General features: G+C 71.9%; 20 protein-coding genes and 1 pseudogene. 8 read left to right on the top strand and 13 right to left on the bottom strand.

The genetic code is table 11. The features are described 5' to 3' along the window. Positions 1-34: 34 nt before the first annotated feature. Genes IE198_RS20915 through IE198_RS20905 form a run of 3 tightly spaced genes read right to left on the bottom strand, consistent with a single transcriptional unit; the run spans position 35 to position 3038 of the window. Complete coding sequence (locus tag IE198_RS20915) at positions 35-1021, bottom strand: acyl-CoA dehydrogenase family protein (RefSeq protein WP_189888948.1); 987 nt, start codon at positions 1019-1021, stop codon at positions 35-37. Beyond that, on the bottom strand, positions 1021-2190 hold the full coding sequence (locus IE198_RS20910; RefSeq protein ID WP_189888812.1) for an acyl-CoA dehydrogenase family protein: 1170 nt from the start codon (positions 2188-2190) through the stop codon (positions 1021-1023). Before IE198_RS20910 ends, IE198_RS20915 begins: the two co-directional genes overlap by 1 nt. Next, positions 2190-3038, bottom strand: a complete 849-nt coding sequence (locus IE198_RS20905) for an enoyl-CoA hydratase (RefSeq protein WP_189888810.1) — start codon at positions 3036-3038, stop codon at positions 2190-2192. The genes IE198_RS20910 and IE198_RS20905 overlap by 1 nt, the downstream gene beginning before the upstream one ends. A gap of 76 nt (positions 3039-3114) precedes the next feature. Between IE198_RS20905 and IE198_RS20900 the strand changes: the two genes are divergently transcribed. From IE198_RS20900 to IE198_RS20890, 3 genes are all read left to right on the top strand, one after another. Beyond that, complete coding sequence (locus IE198_RS20900; protein WP_189888808.1) at positions 3115-4281, top strand: acyl-CoA dehydrogenase family protein; 1167 nt, start codon at positions 3115-3117, stop codon at positions 4279-4281. Continuing rightward, on the top strand, positions 4278-5066 hold the full coding sequence (locus IE198_RS20895; RefSeq protein ID WP_189888806.1) for an SDR family oxidoreductase: 789 nt from the start codon (positions 4278-4280) through the stop codon (positions 5064-5066). The genes IE198_RS20900 and IE198_RS20895 overlap by 4 nt, the downstream gene beginning before the upstream one ends. A 128-nt stretch (positions 5067-5194) precedes the next feature. Beyond that, the gene (locus IE198_RS20890; protein ID WP_189888804.1) at positions 5195-6352 is read left to right on the top strand and encodes an acetyl-CoA C-acetyltransferase; all 1158 of its coding nucleotides are present in this window, start codon (positions 5195-5197) and stop codon (positions 6350-6352) included. A gap of 176 nt (positions 6353-6528) precedes the next feature. Here the strand turns inward: IE198_RS20890 and IE198_RS20885 are convergent, their stop codons facing one another. Genes IE198_RS20885 through IE198_RS20870 form a run of 4 tightly spaced genes read right to left on the bottom strand, consistent with a single transcriptional unit; the run spans position 6529 to position 10011 of the window. Further along, positions 6529-7593, bottom strand: a complete 1065-nt coding sequence (locus IE198_RS20885; RefSeq protein WP_189888802.1) for an NAD(P)H-dependent flavin oxidoreductase — start codon at positions 7591-7593, stop codon at positions 6529-6531. After that, positions 7590-8360, bottom strand: a complete 771-nt coding sequence (locus IE198_RS20880; RefSeq protein WP_189888800.1) for a CoA-transferase subunit beta — start codon at positions 8358-8360, stop codon at positions 7590-7592. Before IE198_RS20880 ends, IE198_RS20885 begins: the two co-directional genes overlap by 4 nt. Beyond that, positions 8357-9211, bottom strand: coding sequence for a CoA transferase subunit A (locus IE198_RS20875; RefSeq protein WP_189888946.1), 855 nt, complete (start codon positions 9209-9211; stop codon positions 8357-8359). The genes IE198_RS20880 and IE198_RS20875 overlap by 4 nt, the downstream gene beginning before the upstream one ends. A 14-nt stretch (positions 9212-9225) precedes the next feature. Next, positions 9226-10011, bottom strand: coding sequence for an enoyl-CoA hydratase family protein (locus IE198_RS20870; RefSeq protein WP_189888798.1), 786 nt, complete (start codon positions 10009-10011; stop codon positions 9226-9228). Positions 10012-10089: 78 nt separating this feature from the next. Here IE198_RS20870 and IE198_RS20865 point away from each other — a divergent pair, with 78 nt between their 5' ends. Next, the gene (locus IE198_RS20865) at positions 10090-10866 is read left to right on the top strand and encodes an SDR family oxidoreductase (RefSeq protein ID WP_189888796.1); all 777 of its coding nucleotides are present in this window, start codon (positions 10090-10092) and stop codon (positions 10864-10866) included. Positions 10867-10994: 128 nt separating this feature from the next. Continuing rightward, positions 10995-11906 (top strand): SDR family oxidoreductase, encoded by a 912-nt coding sequence (locus IE198_RS20860; RefSeq protein ID WP_189888794.1) that lies wholly within the window; start codon positions 10995-10997, stop codon positions 11904-11906. A 189-nt stretch (positions 11907-12095) separates the two neighbouring features. On the opposite strand, the gene IE198_RS20855 is transcribed toward IE198_RS20860, so the two are convergent. From IE198_RS20855 to IE198_RS20840, 4 genes are all read right to left on the bottom strand, one after another. Beyond that, positions 12096-12836 carry a carbonic anhydrase gene (locus tag IE198_RS20855; protein ID WP_373299912.1) on the bottom strand — a complete coding sequence of 247 codons (741 nt, stop codon included), beginning with the start codon at positions 12834-12836 and terminating at the stop codon, positions 12096-12098. 253 nt (positions 12837-13089) lie between these two features. Continuing rightward, a complete protein-coding gene (locus IE198_RS20850; RefSeq protein ID WP_373299911.1) occupies positions 13090-13293 on the bottom strand; it encodes a hypothetical protein in 204 nt (67 codons plus the stop codon). A gap of 213 nt (positions 13294-13506) precedes the next feature. After that, positions 13507-13923, bottom strand: coding sequence for a VOC family protein (locus IE198_RS20845; RefSeq protein ID WP_189888792.1), 417 nt, complete (start codon positions 13921-13923; stop codon positions 13507-13509). 10 nt (positions 13924-13933) lie between these two features. Next, on the bottom strand, positions 13934-14362 hold the full coding sequence (locus IE198_RS20840; protein ID WP_189888790.1) for a helix-turn-helix transcriptional regulator: 429 nt from the start codon (positions 14360-14362) through the stop codon (positions 13934-13936). A 109-nt stretch (positions 14363-14471) separates the two neighbouring features. Here IE198_RS20840 and IE198_RS20835 point away from each other — a divergent pair. The 3 genes and pseudogenes from IE198_RS20835 to IE198_RS20825 all read left to right on the top strand — a co-directional run bounded on the left by IE198_RS20835 (position 14472) and on the right by IE198_RS20825 (position 18203). After that, positions 14472-14881, top strand: a pseudogene (locus IE198_RS20835) (VOC family protein). A 419-nt stretch (positions 14882-15300) separates the two neighbouring features. Next, the gene (locus IE198_RS20830) at positions 15301-17709 is read left to right on the top strand and encodes an ATP-binding cassette domain-containing protein (protein ID WP_189888788.1); all 2409 of its coding nucleotides are present in this window, start codon (positions 15301-15303) and stop codon (positions 17707-17709) included. 317 nt (positions 17710-18026) lie between these two features. After that, positions 18027-18203: a hypothetical protein gene (locus IE198_RS20825; RefSeq protein WP_189888786.1), complete on the top strand. Its 177-nt coding sequence runs from the start codon at positions 18027-18029 to the stop codon at positions 18201-18203. A gap of 206 nt (positions 18204-18409) precedes the next feature. Here the strand turns inward: IE198_RS20825 and IE198_RS20820 are convergent, their stop codons facing one another. After that, positions 18410-20164 carry a hypothetical protein gene (locus IE198_RS20820; protein WP_189888784.1) on the bottom strand — a complete coding sequence of 585 codons (1755 nt, stop codon included), beginning with the start codon at positions 20162-20164 and terminating at the stop codon, positions 18410-18412. Further along, positions 20161-23793 carry a vWA domain-containing protein gene (locus IE198_RS20815; protein WP_229834161.1) on the bottom strand — a complete coding sequence of 1211 codons (3633 nt, stop codon included), beginning with the start codon at positions 23791-23793 and terminating at the stop codon, positions 20161-20163. The genes IE198_RS20820 and IE198_RS20815 overlap by 4 nt, the downstream gene beginning before the upstream one ends. Positions 23794-23798: the final 5 nt, after the last annotated feature.

Raw genomic sequence — 23798 nt, 5'->3', positions numbered from 1 at the left:
GCGTGCTCCCGTCCGTGTCGCGTTTCGTGCGGCGTCACGTGAGGACACGCGCGCGGCAGGTGGTGGGGCTGCCCCACGCGGACCGAAGTGCGCGCGCCTTGCGGATCCACAGGGAGAGGTCCAGCTCCTCGGTGTAGCCGAGAGCGCCGTGGATCTGCAGGCCGGTGCGTGCGGCGTTCCACGCCGCCTCGCATGCCGCCAATTTTGCTGCCGCGACATCCCGCCCGGACGCCGGATCATCCTGCGCCAGGGCCAGGGCTGCGGCGTGGACCAAGGGCTCGGCGAACTCGAGGCCGATGAGTGCGTCGGCCAGCCGGTGCTTCAATGCCTGGAACGAGCCGATGGCCACCCCGAACTGGCTGCGCTGCTTCGCGTACGTGACGGTGTGGGCCAAAAGGGTGCGGCCCAGGCCGAGCGACTGGGCGGCCGTGGCGAGTGCGGCGACATCGGCGGCGTGCGCGGCAGCGGTGGTCACTGCCGGGCCGCGGGCCAGCACCTGTCCGCCCGAGGGGCGGGACATGCGGCGGGCCGGATCCATGGAACTCTGGACGGGCCCGGCCCGCACCGCCAGCCGAACGGTGTCACCGTCGACGACGAGGACCGCGTCGGCGGCGTCGGCGTCCAGGGCGTAGGGGCTGTCGGCCGAGAGCAGACAGAGTGAGGCGATGGTTCTGCCCTCGGCGATGCCGGGCAGCCACGTGGCTGCGGCCGCCCCGTCTCCGAGCCGGTCGAGGAGAGCCGCGGCGGCCACGGTCTCCACCACGGGGCCGGGGACGGCGTGCCGGCCCAATTCGGTGAAAGCGACGGTCAGTTCCACGGGCAGCGGGCCGAGACCGCCGTGCTCCTGCGGCACGGCGAGGGCGAAGACCCCGGCGTCGGCGAGCCTCGCCCACAGCGTGCGTCCGGTGGCGTGGTCGCCGGATGCCCACGCGCGGATCACGCCTGGTGGTCCGGAGGCGGCGAGCAGGCTGTTCAGGGAGCGGGCGAACTCCCGCTGCTGGTCGTCGAGGAAGAACATCATCACCTGCGCCCCTTCGGCAGGCCGAGCAGCCGCTCGGCGATGATGTCGCGCTGGATCTCGTTCGTACCGGCGTAGATCGGCCCGGCCAGAGAGAACGTGTAGCCCTCGGCCCAACTGCCGTACTCCGGTGCTTCCACGGCCTCGTGCGCAAGTTCTCCGTAGGGGCCGAGGATGTCCAGCGCGGTCTCGTGCAGTGCGATGTCGAGTTCCGACCAGAAGATCTTGTTCATGCTGGACTCCGGGCCGAGCGTGCCGCCGGCGGCGATGCGCGATGCTGCCGCGTACGTGAACAGCCGGTAGGCGCGGGCGCCGATCATCGCGTCGGCGACCCGATCACGCACTGCTGTGTCGGCCGGATCGGCCTGCTCGCGCCACAGCGCCGTGAGACGGTCGGCCGCAGCGCTGAAGCGGCCGGGGCTGCGCAGCGTGAGTCCGCGCTCGTTGCCGGCGGTGCTCATGGCGATGCGCCAGCCCTGGCCCGGTTCGCCCAGGACGTCCTCGTCGGGCACGAACACGCTGTCCAGGAAGAGTTCGGCGAATGCGGGCTTGCCGTCGATCCGGCGGATGGGCCGTACGCTCACGCCCGGCGCGCGCAGGGAGAACATCAGATACGTCAGCCCGTGGTGCGGCCTGTCGGCACCGGGGTGGCTGCGGAAGAGCCCGAAGGCGCGGTCGGCGAAGGCTGCCCGGGAGGCCCAGGTCTTCTGGCCGCTGAGCAGCCAGCCGCCGTCGGTCCGGGTGGCGGTCGAGCGCAGAGAGGCGAGGTCCGAGCCGGATTCCGGTTCGGACCAGGCCTGGGCCCAGATGACATCGCCCCTCGCCGTCGGCGGCAGGATGCGCGCCCGCTGTTCATCGGTGCCGTGCTCGAACAGGGAGGGGGCGAGCAGGCTGATGCCGTTCTGACCGACCCGGCCCGGTGCGTTTGCCGAGTAGTACTCCTCCTCGAAGATCAGCCACTCGAGGAGCGAGGCGCCGCGGCCGCCGTACTCCTCGGGCCAGGAGACCACCGACCAGCGGTCGGCGGACAGCATCCGCTCCCACTCCCGGTGAGCGGCGAATCCCTCGGCGGTCTCCAGCGAGGGCAGCGGGATGCGGGGCACATGGGCCGTGAGCCAGGCGCGGGCCTCGGCCCGGAAGGCTTCCTCGGCGGCCGTGAAGTGGAGGTCCATCAGGAGCTGGCCTTCTTCATGGCTCGCACGTCCACCCCGGCCAGCGGGTCGGAGGCCGTTTCGGCGTTGTGCGCGTGCGCGAGGTGGTGCAGACCGAAGACCGAGTCCATGCCGGTGTGCATGCCCTGCAGGTCCTCGGCCTGGTTGACCGCACGCTTCGTCAGCGCCAGTCCCATGCGCGGCATGTCGGCGATCCGGTCAGCCAACTCGGCTGTGCATTCCTCGAGTTCGGCACGGGCGACGACACGGTTGACCATGCCGACCTCGTACGCGCGCCGGGCGCTCATTCGCTCGCCGGTGTAGAGGAACTCCTTGGCGATCCGAGGAGGCATGACCCAGGGATGGGCGAAGTACTCCACTCCGGGGATGCCCATCCGGACGACCGGGTCGGCGAAGAAGGCGTCGTCGGAGGCGACGATCAGGTCGCACACCCAGGCGAGCATCAACCCGCCCGCGATGCAGGCGCCCTGGACAGAGGCGACGACCGGCTTGGGCAGCTCACGCCATCGGCGGCACATGCCCAGGTAGACCTCGGACTCCCGGGCGAAGCGGCTCTCCGCGCCGTGCTTGTCCGAGTGGTCCCACCACAGTCCGGCCCTGCGGTCGAACGGCAGGTGGGCGTCCCGTTCAGGGGTGCCGATGTCGTGACCGGCGCAGAAGTGTTCGCCCGCTCCGGCGAGGACCACGACCCTGACCCTGTCGTCGGCTCCCGCGCGGTAGAAGGCCCGGTCCAGGGCGTATGTCATCGCGGAGTTCTGGGCGTTCCGGTACTCGGGCCGGTTCAGGGTCACCACGGCGACGGAGCCCCGGAGTTCATAGCGGACGGGCTCTGCGGGGGCAGTGGACATCCAGCCCTCCTTCCCTAACAAGTGTTTGGTAGATTAACGTACGGGCTGTTGGGCGTCGAGATCCACAGGGAGCCGCATGAGCGGGGTGGAGGAGTTCAGAGCCGAGCTGAGGGACTGGCTGTCCGCCAACCTGACCGGGGAGTTCGCCGGCCTGCGCGGACGCGGCGGACCCGGCCGCGAGCACGAGGCGTTCGCCGGGCGCCGCGACTGGGAACGGCACATGGCCGCCGCGGGATGGGCCTGCATAGGCTGGCCCAAGGAGCACGGAGGGCGGGGCGCGACGCTCGAGGAACAGGTCGTCTTCCACGAGGAGTACGCCCTCGCCAACGCGCCCGCCAGGGTCGGCCACATCGGGGAGCAGTTACTCGGCCCGACCCTCATCGCCTTCGGCACGCCCGAGCTGCGGCAGCGCTTCCTTCCACCGATCGTCACGGCCCGGGAGCTGTGGTGCCAGGGGTACAGCGAGCCGGACGCCGGCTCGGACCTGGGAGCGGTACGGACGCGGGCGGAGCGCCACGGCGACGAGTGGGTGGTCACGGGCCAGAAGATCTGGACCTCCCTCGCCCATGAGTCGGACTGGTGCTTCGTCGTCGCCCGGACCGAGCCCGGCAGCACTCGTCACCAGGGGCTGTCCTACCTCCTGGTCCCCATGGACCAGCCCGGGGTCGAGGTCCGGCCGATCACCCAGCTGACCGGCACCTCGGAGTTCAACGAGGTGTTCTTCGACGCCGCCCGCACCCACGCCTCCCACATCGTCGGCGCGCCCGGAGAGGGATGGAAGGTGGCCATGGCCACCCTCGGCTTCGAACGCGGTGTCTCCACCCTCGGTCTGCAGGTCGGCTTCCGCCGCGAGCTGGAAACCCTCATCGGCCTGGCCAAGCGCAACGGCGCGGCCGACGACCCGCTGATCCGCGACCGCCTCGCCCGGGCCTGGACCGGTCTGGAGACCATCCGGTTCAACGCCCTGCGGATGCTCGACGCGGTCGCGGCCGGGGTGCCGGGCCCGGAGGCGTCCATCGGCAAGATCTTCTGGGCCACCTGGCACCGCGAGCTCGGCGAGCTCGCCATGGATGTCTGCGGCGCCGGCGGGATGCTGGCCGCGGGGGAGCCGTACGACCTCGACGACTGGCAGCGGCTCTACCTCTTCTCCCGCGCCGACACCATTTACGCGGGCTCCAACGAGATCCAGCGCAACATCATCGCCGAGCGCGTGCTCGGCCTCCCGAAGGAGCCTCGCCCATGAGCCAGGTGCCGCCGTCCTACGTATCCGGTCACCGGCTGCTCGCCGGCCGCACCGCCGTCGTCACCGCCGCCGCGGGCGCGGGCATCGGCGGCGCGGCCGCCAGACGCCTTCTGGAGGAGGGCGCGGACATCGTTCTCTCCGACGCCCATGCCCGCAGGCTCAAGGAGTCCGAGCATGAACTCGCCGCCGAGTTCGGCGCCGGACGTGTCGCCGCCCTGCCGTGCGACGTCACCGACGAGGCCCAGGTCGCAGCGCTGTTCGACCTCGCGTTGCAGCGCCACGGGCGCCTGGACATCGTGGTCAACAACGCCGGCCTCGGCGGCACCGCCGACCTCGTCGAGATGACCGACGCGCAGTGGGACACCGTTCTCGACGTCACACTGAACGGCACCTTCCGCTGCACCCGCGCCGCGCTCCGCCGGATGAGAACCGCCGGCAGCGGAGGCGTCATAGTGAACAACGCCTCCGTGATCGGCTGGCGGGCCCAGCGGGGGCAGGCGCATTACGCCGCAGCCAAGGCCGGGGTCATGGCTCTCACCCGGTGCGCCGCCCTGGAAGCCGCCGCCTTCGGCGTACGCGTCAACGCCGTCTCCCCGAGCCTGGCGATGCATCCGCACCTGGCGAAGGTCACCACCCCAGAACTGCTGGCCGAGCTGACCTCACGCGAGGCGTTCGGCCGCCATGCCGAACCGTGGGAGGTCGCCAATGTGATCGTCTTCCTGGCCAGCGGCTACTCGTCGTACATGACGGGAGAGGTCCTGTCCGTCAGCAGCCAGCGCGCCTGAGGCCGGCGTGAGCCGGTGTCGCCGGCTCCGGCCCCGAAGGGATCGCCCGCCGGTGTCCGCCCCATGGTCCTGGACGGCATCGCCCCGCGGAGCCGACACGAATACCCTGACATCAAGGAGCAGCAGTCATGCCCGAGGCCTACATAGTCGAAGCCGTACGCACCCCGGTCGGGAAGAGGGGCGGTGGGCTGTCCGACGTCCACCCGGCCGATCTCGGCGCGCGCGTACTGAGGGAACTCGTGGAGCGCGCGGGCATCGACCCGGCAGCCGTCGAGGACGTGGTCTTCGGCTGCCTGGACACCGTCGGGCCGCAGGCCGGCGACATCGCCCGCACCTGCTGGCTCGCCGCGGGTCTGCCCGAAGAGGTGCCCGGCGTCACGGTGGACCGGCAGTGCGGATCCTCCCAGCAGGCCGTCCACTTCGGCGCCCAGGCCGTCATGTCCGGCACCTGCGACGTCGTCGTCGCCGGCGGCGTGCAGAACATGTCCCAGGTGCCCATCGCCTTCGCCGGCCGCGGGGCCGCCGAACCGCTCGGGCTGACCCAGGGCCCGTACGCCGGCTCGCAGGGGTGGCGCGCCCGCTACGGCGATCAGCCCGTCGACCAGTTCCACGGCGCCGAACTGATCGCCGAGAAGTGGGGCATCACCCGCGAGGCGATGGAGGAGTTCGCCCTGCGCTCGCACCAGCGTGCGCTTCGCGCCATCGACGAAGGCCGTTTCGCCCGTGAACTGATCGCCTACGGAGAGGTGACGGCCGACGAGGGGCCGCGCCGGGACACGTCGTTGGAGAAGATGGCCAGCCTCCGGCCGCTCGTCGAAGGCGGCCGCCTGACCGCCGCGGTCTCCTCGCAGGTCTCCGACGGGGCCTCCGCCGTGCTCCTGGCGAGCGAGCGGGCCGTACGGGAGCACGGCCTGACCCCACGGGCCCGTATCCACCACCTCTCCGTGCGCGGCGAGGACCCGATCCGGATGCTGTCCGCCCCGATTCCGGCAACCGCGTACGCACTGAAGAAGACCGGGATGTCCATCGGCGACATCGACCTGGTCGAGATCAACGAGGCCTTCGCGTCCGTGGTGCTGGCATGGCTCAAGGAGACCGGCGCCGACCCTTCGAGAGTCAACGTCAACGGTGGCGCCATCGCGCTGGGCCACCCGCTGGGCGCCACCGGCACCAAGCTGATGACGACACTTCTCCATGAACTCGAGCGCACCGGCGGGCGTTACGGCCTGCAGACGATGTGCGAGGGCGGCGGCCAGGCCAACGTCACCGTCATCGAGCGCCTGTGAAGCGCCTGTGAAGCGCCTGCGAGGTGATCAAGGGGGATGGTCGTCATGGCGGCCGCCCCCGCAGGCGTGCTTGCCGGCCACCGCGCCATCCGCACGCGCGTCCGGCCTCCAGGTGGCCCCGCGGACCTCCTGGAGCGGAATCGGCACTCCGGGTTCTCCGTCGGACCGGACCGGTGTCACTGGAAGGGAGGCAGCCCGCTCAGCACGGCGAGCGCTTCCGCCATGACACGGTCGACCAGCTCGGCGCAGGACGGCAGGTCGTCGATGAGACCCACGACCTGGCCTGCTGCCATCACGCCGAGATCGGTGCGTCCCTCGACCATCGAGGCCTTGAGCAGCATCGGGGTGTTGGCCGCCAGCAGGATCTGGCCCCAGGTCAGCTCCTTGCCGTGTCGCATCGCCAGACCGTCGCGGACCATGTCCGCCCAGCTCGTGCCGGCCTCGCGGCGGAAGGCCGCAGCATGGCGGACCGCGCGCAGCAGGGAGGCGACCCGGCCCGAGCGCTCCAGCTCGCTGACCAGCTCGGTGCGCAGCATCCGGTGCGGCAGCCCGTCCATCTTGGTGGTGACGGTGACGTCGTTGACGGTCGCCGCCAGATAGCGTGCCTTCACGGCGTCGGGGACCGTGCTGTCGGAGGTGAGCAGGAAGCGGGTCCCCATCGCTGTCCCCGCGGCGCCGTAGGCCAGTGCCGCGACCAGACCGCGTCCGTCCCGGAAGCCGCCCGCCGCGATCACGGGGATGTCGACGGCGTCCACGACCTGCGGGAGCAGGACGCTGGTGGCGACCTCACCGGTGTGGCCGCCGCCCTCACCGCCCTGGACCACGACGGCGTCGGCCCCCCACGAGGCGACCTTCTCGGCGTGCCGCCTGGCGCCGATGGACGGAATGACGACCACCCCGGCGTCCTTGAGGTGTGCGATCAGGTCCCGGGAGGGCGCGAGTGCGAACGAGGCGACCTTCACACCCTCGTCGACGATGATCCGCACGCGTTCGGCCGCGTCAGCGGCGTCCGCCCGCAGATTGACTCCGAACGGCGCGTCCGTACGGGACTTCACCTCGCGCACGGAGGCACGCAGTTGTTCGACGGACATGGTGGCCGAGGCGAGGATGCCGAGGGCGCCCGCCTCGGCGGTGGCCGACACGAGACGCGGTCCGGCCACCCACCCCATACCGGTCTGCACAAGGGGATGCCGCACTCCGACGAGCCGGGTGAGCGATGTGGTGATCGTGACGTCGCTCATGCGGGGACCTCGCGGATGCGCAGCCCCTCGGGGTCGATCACCTCGCGGAGGAGCCGCAGTTCCTCGGCCGTGGGACGGCGCGTGTACGGGAGGTCCGTGGGGATCGTGAGGGTGAAGCCGGTGGCATCGACCACCTGCTCGACCGTGACACCGGGGTGCAGCGAGCGAAGCCGCATCGTCCGGCCGGGTGTCTCGAAGTCGAACACTCCCAGATCGGTGACGACGTCCACGAGCCGGTGGTGGCGGGATGCGGAGGGCCCTGCCGCGGCCGCCCGGTCGTGGCCGACTCCGCAGACCATGTCGACGCGTTCGACGAACACCCGGGCCGAGTGCCGGGGGACCCAGTAACTCGTCGGATTGTTGAGGGTGTTGACCGGAGCACCACGTACACCCAGCAACTGCCGCCTGGGCCGGGACCAGTCGCCGATGCAGGAGATGTTCTGGTTTCCGTACCGGTCGATCTGGCTCGCTCCCATCATCACATGCCGTCGTCCGGTCGCCACCAGGGCCAGGTGCTGCCGGTACGGCAGCCAGCCCTCCACCACCTTGGCTGCGGCGCCGACCGCCGGGACGTCGCCGGTGAGCAGGGCCCCGCCGTCGGTGAGCAGCAGGTCGGGGGAGAAGGTGAGCTTCGCCAGCCGGGAGGCGATCGTGGGGATGGTGCCCATCGGACTGGCCAGAACCTCGCCCGCGTTGCGCCACGATTCGGCGCAGGCCACCACGCAGTGATCGGCCCGGGTGGCTGTCGTGGTGCCCGTACCGCTCATGCTGACGCCTCCTCGTCGTGGAAGGCCGCCACCGCGGCCCGATAGGCGTCTTCGTCCCCGGACAGGAACCTGTCGGTGAACGCCCGCCAGGAGGCCGGGTCGCGGGCGGCCAGGGCGTACGCCCGTTGGAACGGCTCGTCGCGCTCGTGGTCCGGGGCGCAGGAGGTGAAGTGGGCGCCGTTCGGGCTCTCGACGACGCCGTTCACGAACGCGCGCTTGACGAGCAGGGACTGCGGCCCGTGGTCCTCGAGGAGGTCCGCGGTGTCCACGATCCGCTCGCAGGACAGGTACGCCTCGTCGGCGGCTTCGCAGAACAGGTCGTCGAAGTACGGGTCGGGGCCGAGGTACTGACCGTTTCCGTGCGGGTCGGCGCGGTTGAGGTGGACGAGCGCGGCGTCCAGTCGGAGCGCGGGCACGGCGACGAGCTCCTCGGCGTCCTCGTACGGGGAAGTGACGGTACGCAGCGACGGGTTGACGGTCATCACGTCCGACGCGAGGCCGGCCCGCACCGGCATGAACGGCAGCCGCTGGCCGGCGGCGGTCAGCCCCCACATGACCATGGCCTCGTCGAGCTCCACGAGTTCGAAGGCCGCGCGCTGCCGGGCAGCGCCGAAGTGTGGCTCCAGGGGGATGGAGTCGAGGGTGGCGAACGCCGCGACCAGCTTGCGGATCTTCCCCGCAGCGGCGAGCAGCCCGACGTCAGGCCCCCCGTACGAGACGACGGTCAGGTCGGTGACGTCCGAGCGCAGCAGGGCGCGCACGAGTGCCATCGGCTTGCGGCGCGAGCCCCAGCCGCCGATGCCGACGGTCATGCCGCTGTCGAGCCTGGCGACCACCTCCTCGGCGGTCATCGTCTTGTTCCTGCTCACGCCTGCTGCTCCTTGTCGGTGGTGACGGCATCGGCGGAGTCGGTGCCGGGGACGAAGGTGCCGCGTACGCGGTCGGCGACGCCGCTGAGGTTGGCCTCGAAGGTGAATCCCTGCTCGAAGCGGTAGCTCCGGCGGACGTCGACCGGGTCGATGCCGTTGATCGCCGCCTTGGCGAGGCGGATCAGAGTCCCGTCCTTGGCGGCGATCTCGCGCGCCAGCTCCAGGGCCGCGCCCTGGAGTTCCGCGCGGGGAACCACGCGCCACACCGACCCGTGGGCGTGCAGTTCGGCGGCGGTCGTGGTACGCGAGGTGTAGTACAGGGCACGCATCAGATGCTGGGGAACGAGCCGGGCGAGATGTGTGGCGGCGCCCAGCGCGCCGCGGTCCAGTTCCGGCAGCCCGAAGGTGGCGTCGTCGGAGGCGACGACGGCGTCCGCGTTGCCGACGAGCCCGATGCCACCGCCCAGGCAGAAGCCGTGTACGGCCGCGACGACCGGCACCTCGCACTCGTAGACCGCGGCGAACGCCTCGTAGCAGCCGCGGTTGGCGCCGACGAGTGCCTCGTGTCCCGCGGTGCGCCGGATCTCCTTGATGTCGACGCCCGCGTTGAAGCCCCGGCCTGCGGCGGTGAGGACCACGCAGCGCACCGCCGGGTCGGCTCCCGCACCGCGTACGGCTCCGGCCACGTCGTACCAGCCCCGCACGGGGAGGGCGTTGACGGGTGGGAAGTCCACGGTGACGACGGCGACGCCCGCTTCCGGGACGGAGGTGGAGACACCCATGAGCGGATCAGCTACCTTTCCACCAAACGTTTGTTAGGGGAAAGGTAGCAGCGGTCCGCACCCTACGGGAGGTGTCCATTGCCGACGATCACCGATCTGTCCGGCTCCGTCGCCGTGGTGACGGGCGGGACCCGGGGCGTGGGCGCGGGAATCGCCCGTGCCCTGCTCGAAGCCGGCGCCCAGGTCGTGACCTGCGCGCGAAGGGCGCCGGACGCGAGCATCGAGGCGGGAGGACGCACTGCCCGGTTCGTCCCCGTCGATCTGCGGGAACCGGAGGCCGTCGGCATGTGCTTCCAGCGGCTGCACAGCGACTACGGCCGGCTCGACACCCTGGTCAACAATGCCGGAGGAACCCCGTTCCGCCTGCTCGGTGAAGGCGGCGCCGAACGGCACGCCCGCGTCGTCGAGCTCAATCTCACCGCGCCGCTGACGGCCACACTCGCCGCGTACGAGATCATGCGCGGCCAGTCGACGGGCGGATCCGTCATCATGATCGGCAGTGTGAGCGGCACCCGTCCCTCACCCGGCACCGCGGCGTACGGCGCGGCAAAGGCGGGCCTGGACAACCTCGCCAGGTCCATGGCCGTGGAATGGGCGCCGACGGTACGGGTCAACTCCCTCATCCTCGGCATGGTGCGCACCGAACTCTCCCATCTGCACTACGGGGACGAGGCGGGCATCGCCGCCGTCGGCCGTACGGTGCCGCTCGGCCGGCTCGCCGAACCCTCCGAGATCGGTGATGCCTGCGTCTTTCTCGCCTCGGACCGCGCCGCGTACGTGACCGGAGCGAGCCTGCTCGTCCACGGCGGAGGGGAGCGCCCGGCCTTCCTCGACGCCGCCACCGTCAACAACTGACCACCGCCGCACGGGAGGCACGCGCCCGCCGGACGGGAACGCCCGCCCGCCACCCGGGAATACAGCCCGCCGGACGGCGACGAGCCGGACCGGCGGCCGACCCGCATCACAAGGACAGGACACACATCATGACCGGAATGTGCACAGGACGCGTCGCCGTCGTCACGGGCGCGGGCCGCGGCCTCGGCCGCGCGCACGCCCTGGCCCTGGCCGTCGAAGGCGCCAGGGTCGTCGTCAACGACCTCGGCACCGGGATCGACGGCACCGGAGGAGCCACCGAGCCCGCAGAGCGGGTCGTCGACGAGATCCGGGCCCTCGGGGGCGAAGCCGTCGCCCACGGCAGTGACATCGCCACGACCGATGGCGCCGCCTCACTCGTGGCCACCGCGCTCGACGCCTTCGGCCGCCTCGACGTCGTGGTCAACAACGCCGGATTCCTTCGCGACCGCATGCTCGTCAATCTGGACGAGGACGACTGGGACGCCGTCATGCGCGTCCACCTCAAGGGCCACTTCCTGCCGTTGAAGCACGCCGCCGAGCACTGGCGGGCCGAGACGAAGGCCGGCCGCACGCCGCAGGCCCGTGTGGTCAACACCGGTTCCGGAGCCGGGCTGCTGGGAAGCGTGGGCCAGGGGAACTACTCGGCGGCCAAAGCCGGCATCGTGGGTCTGACACTGGTGGCCGCTGCCGAACTGGGCCGCTACGGGGTGCAGGTCAACGCCGTCGCCCCGGCGGCCCGCACCCGGATGACCGAGCAGAGCTTCGCGGAGACGATGGCCGCGCCCGGAGAGGGACAGTTCGACGCCATGGCCCCCGAGAACGTCTCCCCGCTCGTCGTCTGGCTCTCCTCCGCGTCGTGCGCGGGAGTGACCGGCCGGGTCTTCGAGGCGGAAGGCGGACGGATCACCGTCATGGAGGGCTGGCGGCCAGGACCGGCCGCGGACAAGGGCGCCCGCTGGACCCCGGCGGAAGCAGGCGAGGCGGCGCTGAAACTGCTGGCCGCAGCCAAGACGCCGCAACCGGTGTACGGGGCGCGGTAGGAACGCGCCGCGGACCGGCCCCACGGGCCGGCCCCCGGTCATCCGTGTTTCGTGTGATGTCCTCCAGGCGCCTGACGGAGACCTTGACTCTCCGTCAAGGACGTCGCGGCGGGGTCGCCTCGACCGCCTCCGACCACTACGAGCGGCTGCTCTCCGCGCGCGCAGTCCGGCCTTTCGTCCGCAGAGCCGTCAGGCGACGGTATGCACGAACTGCGAGGTCAGTTCATACCGTGCACCCACGACAGCGAGCTTCCCCGTGGCGATCCTGCCGGTGAAGTCCGCTTCCCGTGCGAGCCGACGGGTGATCATGGCGACATTGCGGTCGATGGTGGCGTCCACCCGGGCCGCGCCCTCCTGAGTGTGGTCGATCGCAGGGCGTATCCGATCGGCTATGTACTGGATGTGGGCGGGGAGTTCCTCACCCGTCTCCTCGGCGTGCACGGCCGCCGTCACGGCTCCGCAGGACTGGTGCCCGAGCACCATGACCAGGGGGATGTTCAGCTCCAGGACACCGTACGCGACACTGCCGAGCACGGCCTCGTCCAGTACCTCGCCCGCGGACCGGACCGTCATCAGGTCGCCCAGGCCCTGGTCGAAGACCAGTTCCGGTGGCACCCGCGAGTCGATGCATCCGAGGACGAGTGCAAACGGGCGCTGTCCGCTGGTCAGTGCCGCGCGGACGGCAGCCGTCTCATGCGGATGCGTCTGGCGGTTGTTGCGCCAGCGGCGGTTGCCGGCCGCCAGCTCGCGCAGTGCCGCGGAGGGCGTTGCGGGACTCACGCGGGCCCGCTCGGTGCGGGGGGAAGCGGCGGCGGGGGCCGCGCCGAGGCCGAGAGCGCCGGTCGCCGTCGCGCCGCCGGCGACAACCGCGCGCAGGAGGGTTCGGCGGCTCTCGCCGACCTGTGTGTTCTTGTCGGATGTCAGTATCACGGGTCGAACATAGAGCGCTCTCACGTCACTCTGTTCGTACCGATGCGATCTTTGCGCTTGCTTGAACCGGCCTTGGCCAAAGAGCCGTTGGGGGCGGTCGGCATCCCGTGGACCGGCCTCGGCACGGGGGAGTACGGATGAACTGTGCTCAACGCTCCGGACGGGGCCGCTCTTTGCCACACGGGCCGGCGCAGGCCCGCACGCAGCGGAGTGCACCGGCTCGGAGCCCGTCAACCACCGTGTGTCCGCCGGCTCACTGCGCGGGGCTCACGAGGACGAGACGGATCTCCGTCACCTCGTAGCCCGCGCGGTCGAAGGCAGCGGCCGTCGGGACGTTGACGGTGTCCGTCGTGGCGGGATCCGGCCGGCGCCCTCGCCCGCCGGGAAACGCGTGATCTCGGCGAGGGTCGGCACGGTCGAGGTCGGCGCGGTCTGCGGTGGCAGCGCGGAAGAGCATCCGGTAATGATCACAGCGACCCGACCAGGGTTTTCCGCCTGCCGGCGCCACTGTGGAGCTCGCAGGCCGCGCCGGGCCGGAGCAGCCGCAGCCCGTCGGGTGCAGTCCCGCGGCAACGGCCGTTGCCGCGGGCGTGGGAGCTGCCCTGACCGCGACCGAAGACCCCGGCTCCTCCTCGTTCGCACGAGGGCCAAGGTCAGGTACGGCGAAGGCTCAGTTCGCGCGGGGCTGGTTGAAGCGCAACAGGTTGCCGGCGGGGTCGCGGAACGCGCAGTCGCGGACACCGTAGGGCTGGTCCATCGGCTCCTGCAGCACCTCGCCGCCCGCGGCGCTGATGCGCTCGAAGGTGGCGTCGCAGTCGTCCGTCGCGAAGATGACGCCGCGCAACATGCCCTTGGCCATCAGCTCCGCCATGGCCTGTTTGTCTGCCGGTGAGGCGTTCGGGTCGGCGGCGGGCGGTTCGAGGACGATGTTCACGTCCGGCTGCGAGGGCGACCCGACGGTCACCCAGCGCATGCCCTCGAAGCCGACGTCATTGCGCACCTCGAGGCCGAGCACATCGCGGTAGAAGGCGATCGCCTTGTCGTGGTCGTCGACGGCGATGAAGCATTGGGAAAGCCTGATGTCCATGCCGTTCAGGCTACGGCCGGGCGCCCGGGCCTGCTTCTCCGTTCCTGACCGGACGGGTGTGGATCTTGGCCATGCATGCCGGGATGGCGGCCCCGTCGTCATGGCGCCGGGCCCGGTAGGTGCTCGGGCTCTCACCGACCAGCTGCGTGAAGCGCGAGCTGAACGACCCCAACGACGTACAGCCGACCGAGAAGCAGACCTCGGTCACCGTGAGGTCGCCTCGCCGCAGCAGCGCTTTGGCCCGCTCGATGCGGCGGGTCATCAGGTAGCTGTACGGCGTCTCGCCGAAAGCGGCGCGGAAACTGCGGGAGAAATGGCCCGGCGACATCAGGGCCTCACGCGCCAGCGCCGGGACGTCGAGCGGTTCGGCGTAGTCGCGGTCCATCCGATCCCGGGCGCGCCGCAGGCGCACGAGGTCGTCGAGGTCCTGCCGTTTCACCCGATCAGTTTCCCACAGCACCCCAGCCGTCGTGCCGCGCGGAACCGGTGACCGGACCGATCAGGAATGGAGAAGCGCGGGCCACGGCGCCGCAACTAGCGTGAGGGCCATGGACATCAGCATTCACTGGACCTTCCTCCCGCACGACGACCCGACGCCTCCCTGGCCTTCTACCGAGACACCCTCGGCTTCGAGGTCCGCAACGACGTCGGATACGGGGGCATGCGCTGGATCACCGTGGGCCCCGCCGACCAGCCCGGCACGTCCATCGTCCTGGAGCCGCCGGCCGCGGAACCCGGCGTCACCGAAGAGGAGCGCCGCACCATCGTCGCGATGATGGCCAAGGGCACCTACGCCCGCCTCACCCTGGCCACCTCCGACCTCGACGGCACCTTCGCGCGGCTGAAGGCCGGCGGCGCCGATCTCGTCCAGGAGCCGGCCGAGCAGCCGTACGGCATTCGCGACTGCGCCTTCCGTGATCCCGCGGGCAACCTGATCCGCATCAACGAGCTGCGCTGAGTCCCCGGCGGAGCGGGGACCCGTCCCCGGGCCGGCCCCCGGCGATCGCAGCCATTGCCCGCCGCAGACGGCACCGCGAAGGAGTCCGCGCACGATGCCGGTGTCGGCCGCCCGGTTGCTCTCGCCGGCGGAGGCACGACCGGCAGGAACCCGGCCGCCGGCCCAGCCGTTCGGCCGTGGCTGCGCCCACCCGCGACATGTCCGTGATCGAGGGCGGATGCGCGGCGGCCGCCGGTCGGTCCGCCGCCTCGGCCGGACGCGCCACCCGGGCTGCACCGCAAATCAGGTGGTCAGCCGGCCGTTGCCGCGACTGCGCCGACGAAGGACCACCAGACGTTTACGCTCGATGCTGGTCAGACCGAGCCAGGCGACGCCGACGGAGACCGCCAAGGCGGCTCCGCCCGACAGATGGAGACACGATGAGCATGGCCACGAGGACGGACACGCAGTCGCCTGCGCCGCACGTTGCCGACAGTCACGATCTGATCCGCGTGCACGGTGCGCGCGAGAACAACCTCAAGGACGTCAGCATCGAGATTCCGAAGCGCCGGCTGACGGTGTTCACCGGCGTCTCCGGATCCGGCAAGAGCTCGCTGGTGTTCAGCACGATCGCGGCGGAGTCGCAGCGGCTGATCAACGAGACGTACAGCGCCTTCGTGCAGGGCTTCATGCCGACGCTGGCGCGGCCCGAGGTCGACGTCCTCGACGGGCTGACGACCGTGATCACCGTCGACCAGCAGCGGATGGGCGCCGATCCCCGCTCCACGGTCGGCACCGTCACGGACGCCAATGCGATGCTGCGCATCCTCTTCAGCAGACTGGGCACGCCGCACATCGGATCGCCCAGCGCATACTCCTTCAACGTCGCTTCCGTCCGGGCGAGCGGTGGGATCACCGTCGAACGCGGTGCCGCCAAGACCAAGACCGTGAAGGCGACCTACTCCCGCACAGGCGGCATGTGCACGCGCTGCGAAGGCCGGGGCGCGGTCTCCGACATCGACCTCACCCAGCTCTACGACGACAGCAAGTCGATCGCCGAGGGCGCGTTCACCATCCCCGGCTGGAAGTCGGACAGCTTCTGGACCGTGCGGCTCTACGCCGAGTCGGGTTTCCTCGATCCGGACAAGCCGATCCGCAGGTACACCAAGAAGGAGATGCAGGACTTCCTCTACCGGGAGCCGACCAAGGTGAAGGTCGAGGGCGTCAACCTCACCTATGAGGGGCTGATCCCCAAGATCCAGAAGTCGTTCCTGTCCAAGGACAAGGAGGCGATGCAGCCGCACATCCGGGCGTTCGTGGAGCGGGCCGTCACCTTCACCACCTGCCCCGAGTGCGAGGGCACCCGGCTCAGCGAGGCGGCCAGGTCGTCGAAGATCAGGGGGATCAGCATCGCCGACGCCTGCGCGATGCAGATCAGCGACCTGGCCGAGTGGGTCCGCGCCCTCGACGAGCCGTCGGTGGCGCCGCTGCTCACCGCGCTGCAGCAGACCCTCGACTCGTTCGTGGAGATCGGCCTCGGCTACCTCTCGCTCGAGAGGCCCTCGGGCACGCTGTCGGGTGGCGAGGCGCAGCGCGTCAAGATGATCCGACACCTCGGCTCCTCGCTCACCGACGTCACCTACGTCTTCGACGAGCCCACCATCGGCCTGCACCCCCATGACATCCAGCGGATGAACGGTCTGCTGCTGCGGCTGCGGGACAAGGGCAACACGGTGCTCGTCGTGGAGCACAAGCCGGAGACGATCGCGATCGCCGATCATGTCGTCGACCTCGGCCCTGGCGCAGGTCAAGCGGGCGGCACCGTCTGCTTCGAGGGCACGGTCGAGGGTCTGCGGGCCGGCGGCACCGTGACCGGCCGCCATTTCGACGACCGGGCCGCCCTCAAGGAGACGGTGCGCAAACCCACCGGCACGCTGGAGATCCGCGGCGCGACGGCGAACAACCTGCGCAACGTCGATGTCGACATCCCGCTCGGGGTGCTTGCCGTCGTCACCGGCGTCGCCGGCTCCGGCAAGAGCTCGCTCGTGCACGGGTCGCTGTGTCAGCAGCCGGGGGCCGACGAGGGTGTGGTGTCCATCGACCAGAGCCCGATCCGCGGCTCGCGGCGCAGCAACCCGGCGACGTACACCGGACTGCTCGACCCGATCCGCAAGGCGTTCGCGAAGGTCAACGGTGTGAAGCCGGCGCTGTTCAGCGCCAACTCCGCGGGCGCCTGCCCCACCTGCAACGGCGCGGGCGTCATCTACACCGACCTGGCGATGATGGCAGGCGTCGCCACCACCTGTGAGGAGTGCGAGGGGAAGCGCTTCGAGGCGTCGGTGCTGGAGTATCAGCTCGGTGGCCGCGACATCAGCGAGGTGCTCGCGATGTCGGTGACCGAGGCCGAGGAGTTCTTCGGCGCCGGAGAGGCGCACACACCGGCCGCGCACAAGATCCTCGAGCGGCTCGTCGACGTCGGGCTCGGCTACCTCACCATCGGCCAGCCGCTCACCACGCTGTCCGGCGGCGAGCGGCAGCGCCTCAAGCTGGCCACCCACATGGCCGAGAAGGGCGGCGTCTACGTCCTCGACGAGCCGACCACCGGCCTCCACCTCGCCGACGTCGAGCAGTTGCTCGGCCTGCTCGACCGGCTCGTCGACTCGGGCAAGTCGGTCATCGTCATCGAGCACCACCAGGCGGTCATGGCGCACGCCGACTGGATCATCGACCTCGGCCCGGGCGCCGGCCACGACGGCGGCGAGATCGTCTTCGAGGGCACACCCGCCGACCTCGTCGACGCCCGATCCACCCTCACCGGCGAGCACCTCGCGGCCTACGTCGGCAGCTGACCGAGGCTTCACGCACACTGTGGGACGAGTCGCTCTTCTGTTGCGACTCGTCCCACTCGATCCGGCTCACTCACCGGACGAGGCAGCCCCGAAGATCCGTGGCATGGGGAACGAAGCCGGTCGCGAAGACCGCCTGCGACCGCGGGCCGATGCGTCGGCACCAGGGTCCAGGGGACGGACCGGCTCCCTCCCGGGCCGCGGGCTGCCCGGACGTCTCGGACCTGCCCGCCCGTCGGCCGACGGTCGGCGTGGGGTCTGGCGGCGGAATACGGGGGCAGACGAGCCGTGAGCGACCACGAGCGAGAAGGAGCTGTCCGATGCTGGGTATGGCTGCCGCGGTGTTGTTCCTCATCGCGTTCCTCATCAATGCCGCGGAGATCGACACGAACGACATCTTCTCCGCCACGAATGTGATGCTCCTCGGCCTGACGCTCCTGGCGCTCCACGTCGCCGGGGTCGGCGCGTCCTGGAGGGCGGGCCGGCGCCGCCGTTGAGATCGACTGACTGGAGGACATGATGGTCCTGATGACGACGGCGGCCGCGGATGCCGCGGCCGCTCCCGGATGGCTGCACGTGACGGTGATGGTGGTGGCGTTGTCCGTCCTCGTCCACAGCCTGTCCCGGCACAACCGCTGATGCCCGCACGGGATGCCGGGCCGAACCTCCGACGCCGGCCGCCCCTTGGGCTCCGTACCGCGACCTACCGGAGCGCCGGTGCCGGCTGTCCGCTCGCTGTCCACGCGGCGGCGCAGAGCGACCGTTCCACCTCGTCGGTGTAGACGGCGGCGGCCAGCCATGTGCGTGCGAAGCGGTCCGTGTCTGCCGGGAGCAGGCGGCCGAAGGCGTCGCGGCAGCGGTCCGCAGCCGCGCCATGAAGGTCGTCGAGGAGGTCACCCGCAGTGGTGAGGCCGAGCCGGCGCAGGCGGGCGCTGTCGCCCGATCCGCTCCCGGGGAAGGCCAGAACGCGGCGGCCTCCGGAGACGGCCTGGTGCACGCGGCGGCGCAGCAGATACAGCGGGGCTTCGTCCACGGTGGGCGTGACGGCGGGCAGGGGTGGTGTCGTCCGTGCGGGCAGGTCCGCGTGCTGGAGGCGGTCCAGACCGAGGTCTGTCCGGGAGGTTGGATCGCAGGGGTGCTGGGTGGCGAGCAGCAGGGCGCGGGGGAGCGGCCCCGGCGCCAGGCGGGCGATGATCCGCAGCCGGCTGCCACGGGCTGCCGCGAGGAGTCGGAGGTTGTCGCGGTAGGGGAGAGCGGGGCTGTCGTGGGCCGTCGTGAGCCGGAGGGTCAGGCCGTCGCAGTCGGCCAGGAGACAGTCGCCTGTCGTCCCGCGTGCCGTGCCCGTGAGTGTCACGTCGAGGAACAGCAGGTCGTGGCCTCCGTCGAGGGCCCGGGCGATCTGCTGGGCGACCGGCACGGCCCACAGCCGGGCCAGCGGCTCGTCGTGCCACGTGACCCCGGATGCGCGCACCGCCCGTACTCCGGCCCCCGCGCCGAGTCGGCCCGTCGGGGAGATGGTGGCGCCGGAGACGGCGAGGCCCGCGCGGGACAGTTCACGGTGTGTCAGGGCGGTGTCGCCGATCCTGACGGCCCGGTCGGCGGCCCCCGTCGCCCGTCCGGGGCCGCCCGGTGCCACGTCGGAGACCGTTTGGAGGCGGCCCTCGCTGTCCGCGGTCCAGGTGACCGCACCGGCGTATCCGGTCGCTGTGAGGACGGGTTCGGAGAAGAGCCCGTACAGGCGCAGCGAGCCGTCCGGGCGGTACGGCTGCCGTGCAGTGCCGCGCAGTCGGGCAAGGTCCGCTCCCGTGGCGTGCGGCAGGCGGTGGGCGATGCCCAGGACGTCACGGTGGGCGCCGACGAGGTCGGCGAGACGGTACGCGGGGTCGGCGGAGCGGGCCGCGCGCACTGCGGTGACCACGGAGACCGCCGCGGCACAGGCCCGGGGGAGGCCCGCCAGCCGCGCGGTGTGTGCGGCTCGCAGCATCTCCGCCTGGAGCAGGGCGCCGGCACCGTCCGTGCCCGCATCCAGCACGATGGCTGCGGCGGCGTACAACGCCCGTGCGGCGGTGCGCTGTTCGGTGGTCGCGGTGTCGGCGGCCGCTTCCGCTTGGCCCGGGGCGTCCTTGTCGTTCGGGACGGATTCCGTCACGGCGTCTGCGGCCGGAGCCCGGTCGGCGATTGGTGCCGCGCAGGCCGCGGCGGCGCGGTGCAGGCAGTCGGGTGCCAGCAGGCATCCGCAGCGGATCGCGTCCGTGCTCGTCACCACCCCGCCGGGGGCGTGCATTTCGAGGTCGGTGTCGTCGTCGACGGCGATGCGTACGATGTCGCCGTCCTGGACGGCCGGGCGTGCAGCGAGCTTGGCCACGCCCGCGTCGAGCCGTTTGCGAAGTCGGGGTGACAGGGCCTCGACCAGTTCGGCGGTGACGGACGGGGTGACCGGAGGCAGGTCCGGGCTCATGCGATCTTCTCCCCTACCCAGCGGGCGAGTTCGAGCGGACTGAGGGCGGCGACGGGCATACCGGCAGCGACAAGCTGCCCCGCGACGCCCGTGGAGTAGCGAGGTCGGCCGGTGTCGTCGAGGCTCGCGCAGCCCAGAACATGACAGCCGGCCCCGACCAGTGCGCGGACCTCGGCGAGGAGCCCGCCCAGCGGGTAGCCCTCTTCGAAGTCGCTCACGACCACGACGAGGGTGCGTGCGGGCACGGTGACCAGTTCGCGCGCGTGCCGCAGTGCGGCCGCGATGTGGGTGCCGCCGCCGACACTGACTTCCAGCAGCAGGGACAGCGGGTCGTCGACGTGCCCGGTCAGGTCGATGACGTCGGTGGAGAAGGCGAGGAAGTGCGTGGACAGGGTCGGTACCCCGGCCAGCACCGAGGCGGTCAGCGCGGCCCAGACGGTGGATGCCTCCATGGATCCCGACACGTCGGTGACCAGGATCAGCCGCCAGTCGGCGGCCCGTCGTGCGCGCGTACGGAAGACCGGCCGTTCCGGGACGACCTGGACGGTGCCGTCGGGGCCGCGCAGTGCGGTCGCCAGGTTCGCGCGCAGGGTGCGGGCCAGGTCCAGGCCGCCCCCGGGTCGCCGGCCGGGGCGCGGCAGGGCTGTGCCGTGCAGGGCGGGGCGCAGACGGGTGGAGAGTCGGCGGGTCAGTGCGTCGACCAGTCGCCGCACGAGCGGGCGCAGTGCGGCGAGCCGGGCCTCGGGCAGCCCGCCCGCGTGCCGCAGTACGGTGCGCAGCAGGTCGACCGAGGGCCGCACGCTGTCCGGGTCCAGCTCGCCGAGGACGTCCTTGCGCCCCGATGCGGCGGCGGCCGCCAGGACTTCTTCGCGGATGCCCGGTCCGAACAGTGCCGCCAGTTCCTGCGACCACTCTCGCACGCCGGGATAGGGCACCTCCCGGCCGCCGCCTGCCCCACCGAGGTCTCCCCGGCTGCCCTCTCCCTGTCCGGAGCCGTACAGCTCGTCGAGCGCGGTCGCCAAGGGGGCCGCGGACGGTGGAAGCCGGTCCGTGCGACGGCCCAGGATCAGGCGCCAGCGGTCGGCGGGGGCCAGGAAGTGGTCCCCGATGTCGGGGGAGACACCGGACGTCGGGGATGAGGCGGGGGTCGACGAGGCGCCCGACGTCGCGGACGAACCGGTGGTGGGGGAGGCGTCGGACGTCAGGGAGGTGCTGGTGGTGGGCGCTTCGGGGGCGCCGCCTCCCGGCGCGGGCAGCAGACCGAGTGACCGCAGGCTTTCGCGGGCCGTGAGGTCCGCCCGGGTCCAGGCGGCGAGCGCGGCCGGGTCGACACCGTGGGTGTCGGCGAGGCGCGGGGCGTCGAGGCGTTCCTCGACGGCCGCGAGGAGGCGGTCGCGGGCTGCGGGGCTCAGCGTGTCGAATCCGCCGCGCAGCGCGGGAAGCCGCTCGAGGAACTCCCGGTCCGGCAGTTCCGAGACGCGGGTGAGCAGGGGCTCCAGGGCGGGCGCGGCCGCCTCCAGCAGCGGCGCGGCGGCAGCCAGCAGCCCGCTGAGCCGGGCGGTGAGCGCCGAGCGGGAGTCAGGGTCGGTGGCCGCGTCGATCCAGGAGGCCACCCGGTCGCCGAAGACTCGCGCGTCCTCCTGCCCGAGCAGGACGCGCACGGCTCCGGCGGCGCCACGCATCAGAGGGGAGCCGTCGGCGGCCAGGCGGGTGAGGGCGTCGGTCAGCCGGATCCCGCCCAGCTGATCGGCGCGGTGGGCGAGTTCGAGCAGGGCGTGGGCGTCCATGGGGTCTTCGGACCCGGTGAGGCCGTCCACCTGGCGCACTGCCGCCGAGGTGAGCTGCTCCGCCACGGCGGCGACCCGGGAGGTGCGGTCCGCGTCGGCGTCGAGCCCTGGGACGTGACCGCTCCGCAGCCGGTCCAACAGTGTCAGTCCTGCCAGCAGTTCGGGCAGGGTGCCTGCCACGGGCAGCACCTGGGCCGCGTCCTCGATGCGCTCGTCCGTGAGAGCGGGCAGACCACACTCCGCCGCCTGCGCGAGCTCGTCCAGGACCTGCGCCGACGTCGGTCCGCCCGCGTCGAGTTCCGCACGCCGCCGCTCCCGCAGCAGCCCCTCCGCCGCCTGCGCGGGCGTGACCCCGCGTACGCCGGCCGCCGTCAGCATGGCCGCCGTCGCGGGCGTCCAGCGCACCTCCCACCGCGAGGTGAGTGCCTCGCCGCCGCCCGCGCCGACGACTTCCTTGGCCTCCCCGTAGGGCACGCCGCACACCGTCAGCCGGCACAGCAGCAGTTGACGGCGCCGGTCGAGGTCCGACCGCAGCGGGTCCAGGCGCAGGTCGCGGGCCGTACCGGGACCGGTCGCCTCGGGTCCGGGCAGGCCCAGCGCCGACACCTCGGCCTCGACCGCGGGGGCGAGACCGCTGCGCGGCGCGTTTGGGGCGGGGCGTCCGCTGCGGGTGCCGACGAGGACCCGCTCCATGGCCCGTGCCACCGCCCGCCCACGGCCGTACGGTTCGCCCTGCGTGAGCACCGTCTGCACGGCTTCGACCAGCTCACCGCGGCCTGCCGCGGGCAACCCGCGCAGGCGGGCGAGGTCGGAGGCGAGGCGGGTGATCTCCCGTGCCTCGGCGGGCCCGGACGGATGGCCGAAGTCACGCAGCTGCGCGCACACCCGCACGGCCGCCCGCGTCAACGCCTCCTCCAGCGCGGCCGGATCCCCCGCCGCCCGGAGCACCATGTCCTGCCACTCGGGGTCCCGGATGCCCGCCGGATAGCCGGACCGCTCGTCCAGGAGTGCATAGGTGTAGGGGATGAGGGACGTCGTCCACAGGGGGCGGCGTGTGTCGGTCCCGCAAGGCCCGGTGAGCGTCTTTGACGCGGCCTGCTCGGCCGCTGCCGCAGGGTCGACGGTGTCCGGGCACAGCAGTGCCGGGGCGTGGAACGCCCCGACCACCGCGGCGGCCCGCTGCCCTCGCGCGGTGGTCCTGGCCAGGTGGGCCCGCATCCACTGCTCGCGCCGCAGATCCAGCTCCGGCACCCCGTCCGAAGCGGCCGCGTCCCTGCGCAGAACCCACCCGGTGAGCAGGGCAGCCCGGCGCAGGGCCTCCGGTGGGGAGCCCGGGGCGGTGGCTTCGACGAGCCGATCCCAGAGGTCGTCCCCGGGACGGCCCGAAAGCCGGGCCCGCAATGCGGTGGTGGGCCCGTGGCCGCCGCCGGGCACCGTGCCAGGCCGCCCCTCGTCCCAGGCCCGTTCGGAGAGCGGCAGGTCGCAGGCGATCACCGGGACGTCGTGCCGGGCGGCCCAGCGCACAGCGGCCAGTTCGGGCGAGAAGTCGGCGAACGGATAGAAGGCCGGGCCCGGGCCACCACCCCCGTGATCGGGGGCGGCGGCGAGCGCGATCGGGGCCCTGGTCTGTTCGTGGCCGAGCCACGGCAGCCACTGCTGCATCTCGGCCGGCAGCTCGACCAGCAGTACGTCCGGTTTCGCCTCGTCCAGCAGCACGGGCACGGCGGCGGCCAGGGAGGGCGCATGGTGCCGTATGCCGATGAGGTAGGGCGCCGCCGGGTCGGTGAGGGCGGCGAGCGCCTCGTCGGGGGCGCCGGGCAGGACGCCTGGGGAGGGGGACACGGCTG

Source organism: Streptomyces xantholiticus, assembly GCF_014651015.1.
GTDB lineage: Bacteria > Actinomycetota > Actinomycetes > Streptomycetales > Streptomycetaceae > Streptomyces > Streptomyces xantholiticus.
The sequence above is the reverse complement of the archived record's forward strand: the minus strand, read 5'-3'. Positions and strand labels throughout refer to the sequence as shown.

What these genes read in the sequence shown, in the direction of transcription:
- IE198_RS20915 (WP_189888948.1), bottom strand. Translation starts at nt 1,021, where the DNA reads ATGATGTTCTTCCTCGACGACCAGCAGCGGGAGTTCGCCCGCTCCCTG.
- IE198_RS20910 (WP_189888812.1), bottom strand. Translation starts at nt 2,190, where the DNA reads ATGGACCTCCACTTCACGGCCGCCGAGGAAGCCTTCCGGGCCGAGGCC.
- IE198_RS20905 (WP_189888810.1), bottom strand. Translation starts at nt 3,038, where the DNA reads ATGTCCACTGCCCCCGCAGAGCCCGTCCGCTATGAACTCCGGGGCTCC.
- IE198_RS20900 (WP_189888808.1), top strand. Translation starts at nt 3,115, where the DNA reads ATGAGCGGGGTGGAGGAGTTCAGAGCCGAGCTGAGGGACTGGCTGTCC.
- IE198_RS20895 (WP_189888806.1), top strand. Translation starts at nt 4,278, where the DNA reads ATGAGCCAGGTGCCGCCGTCCTACGTATCCGGTCACCGGCTGCTCGCC.
- IE198_RS20890 (WP_189888804.1), top strand. Translation starts at nt 5,195, where the DNA reads ATGCCCGAGGCCTACATAGTCGAAGCCGTACGCACCCCGGTCGGGAAG.
- IE198_RS20885 (WP_189888802.1), bottom strand. Translation starts at nt 7,593, where the DNA reads ATGAGCGACGTCACGATCACCACATCGCTCACCCGGCTCGTCGGAGTG.
- IE198_RS20880 (WP_189888800.1), bottom strand. Translation starts at nt 8,360, where the DNA reads ATGAGCGGTACGGGCACCACGACAGCCACCCGGGCCGATCACTGCGTG.
- IE198_RS20875 (WP_189888946.1), bottom strand. Translation starts at nt 9,211, where the DNA reads ATGACCGCCGAGGAGGTGGTCGCCAGGCTCGACAGCGGCATGACCGTC.
- IE198_RS20870 (WP_189888798.1), bottom strand. Translation starts at nt 10,011, where the DNA reads ATGGGTGTCTCCACCTCCGTCCCGGAAGCGGGCGTCGCCGTCGTCACC.
- IE198_RS20860 (WP_189888794.1), top strand. Translation starts at nt 10,995, where the DNA reads ATGACCGGAATGTGCACAGGACGCGTCGCCGTCGTCACGGGCGCGGGC.
- IE198_RS20850 (WP_373299911.1), bottom strand. Translation starts at nt 13,293, where the DNA reads ATGCTCTTCCGCGCTGCCACCGCAGACCGCGCCGACCTCGACCGTGCC.
- IE198_RS20845 (WP_189888792.1), bottom strand. Translation starts at nt 13,923, where the DNA reads ATGGACATCAGGCTTTCCCAATGCTTCATCGCCGTCGACGACCACGAC.
- IE198_RS20830 (WP_189888788.1), top strand. Translation starts at nt 15,301, where the DNA reads ATGAGCATGGCCACGAGGACGGACACGCAGTCGCCTGCGCCGCACGTT.
- IE198_RS20825 (WP_189888786.1), top strand. Translation starts at nt 18,027, where the DNA reads ATGCTGGGTATGGCTGCCGCGGTGTTGTTCCTCATCGCGTTCCTCATC.
- IE198_RS20820 (WP_189888784.1), bottom strand. Translation starts at nt 20,164, where the DNA reads ATGAGCCCGGACCTGCCTCCGGTCACCCCGTCCGTCACCGCCGAACTG.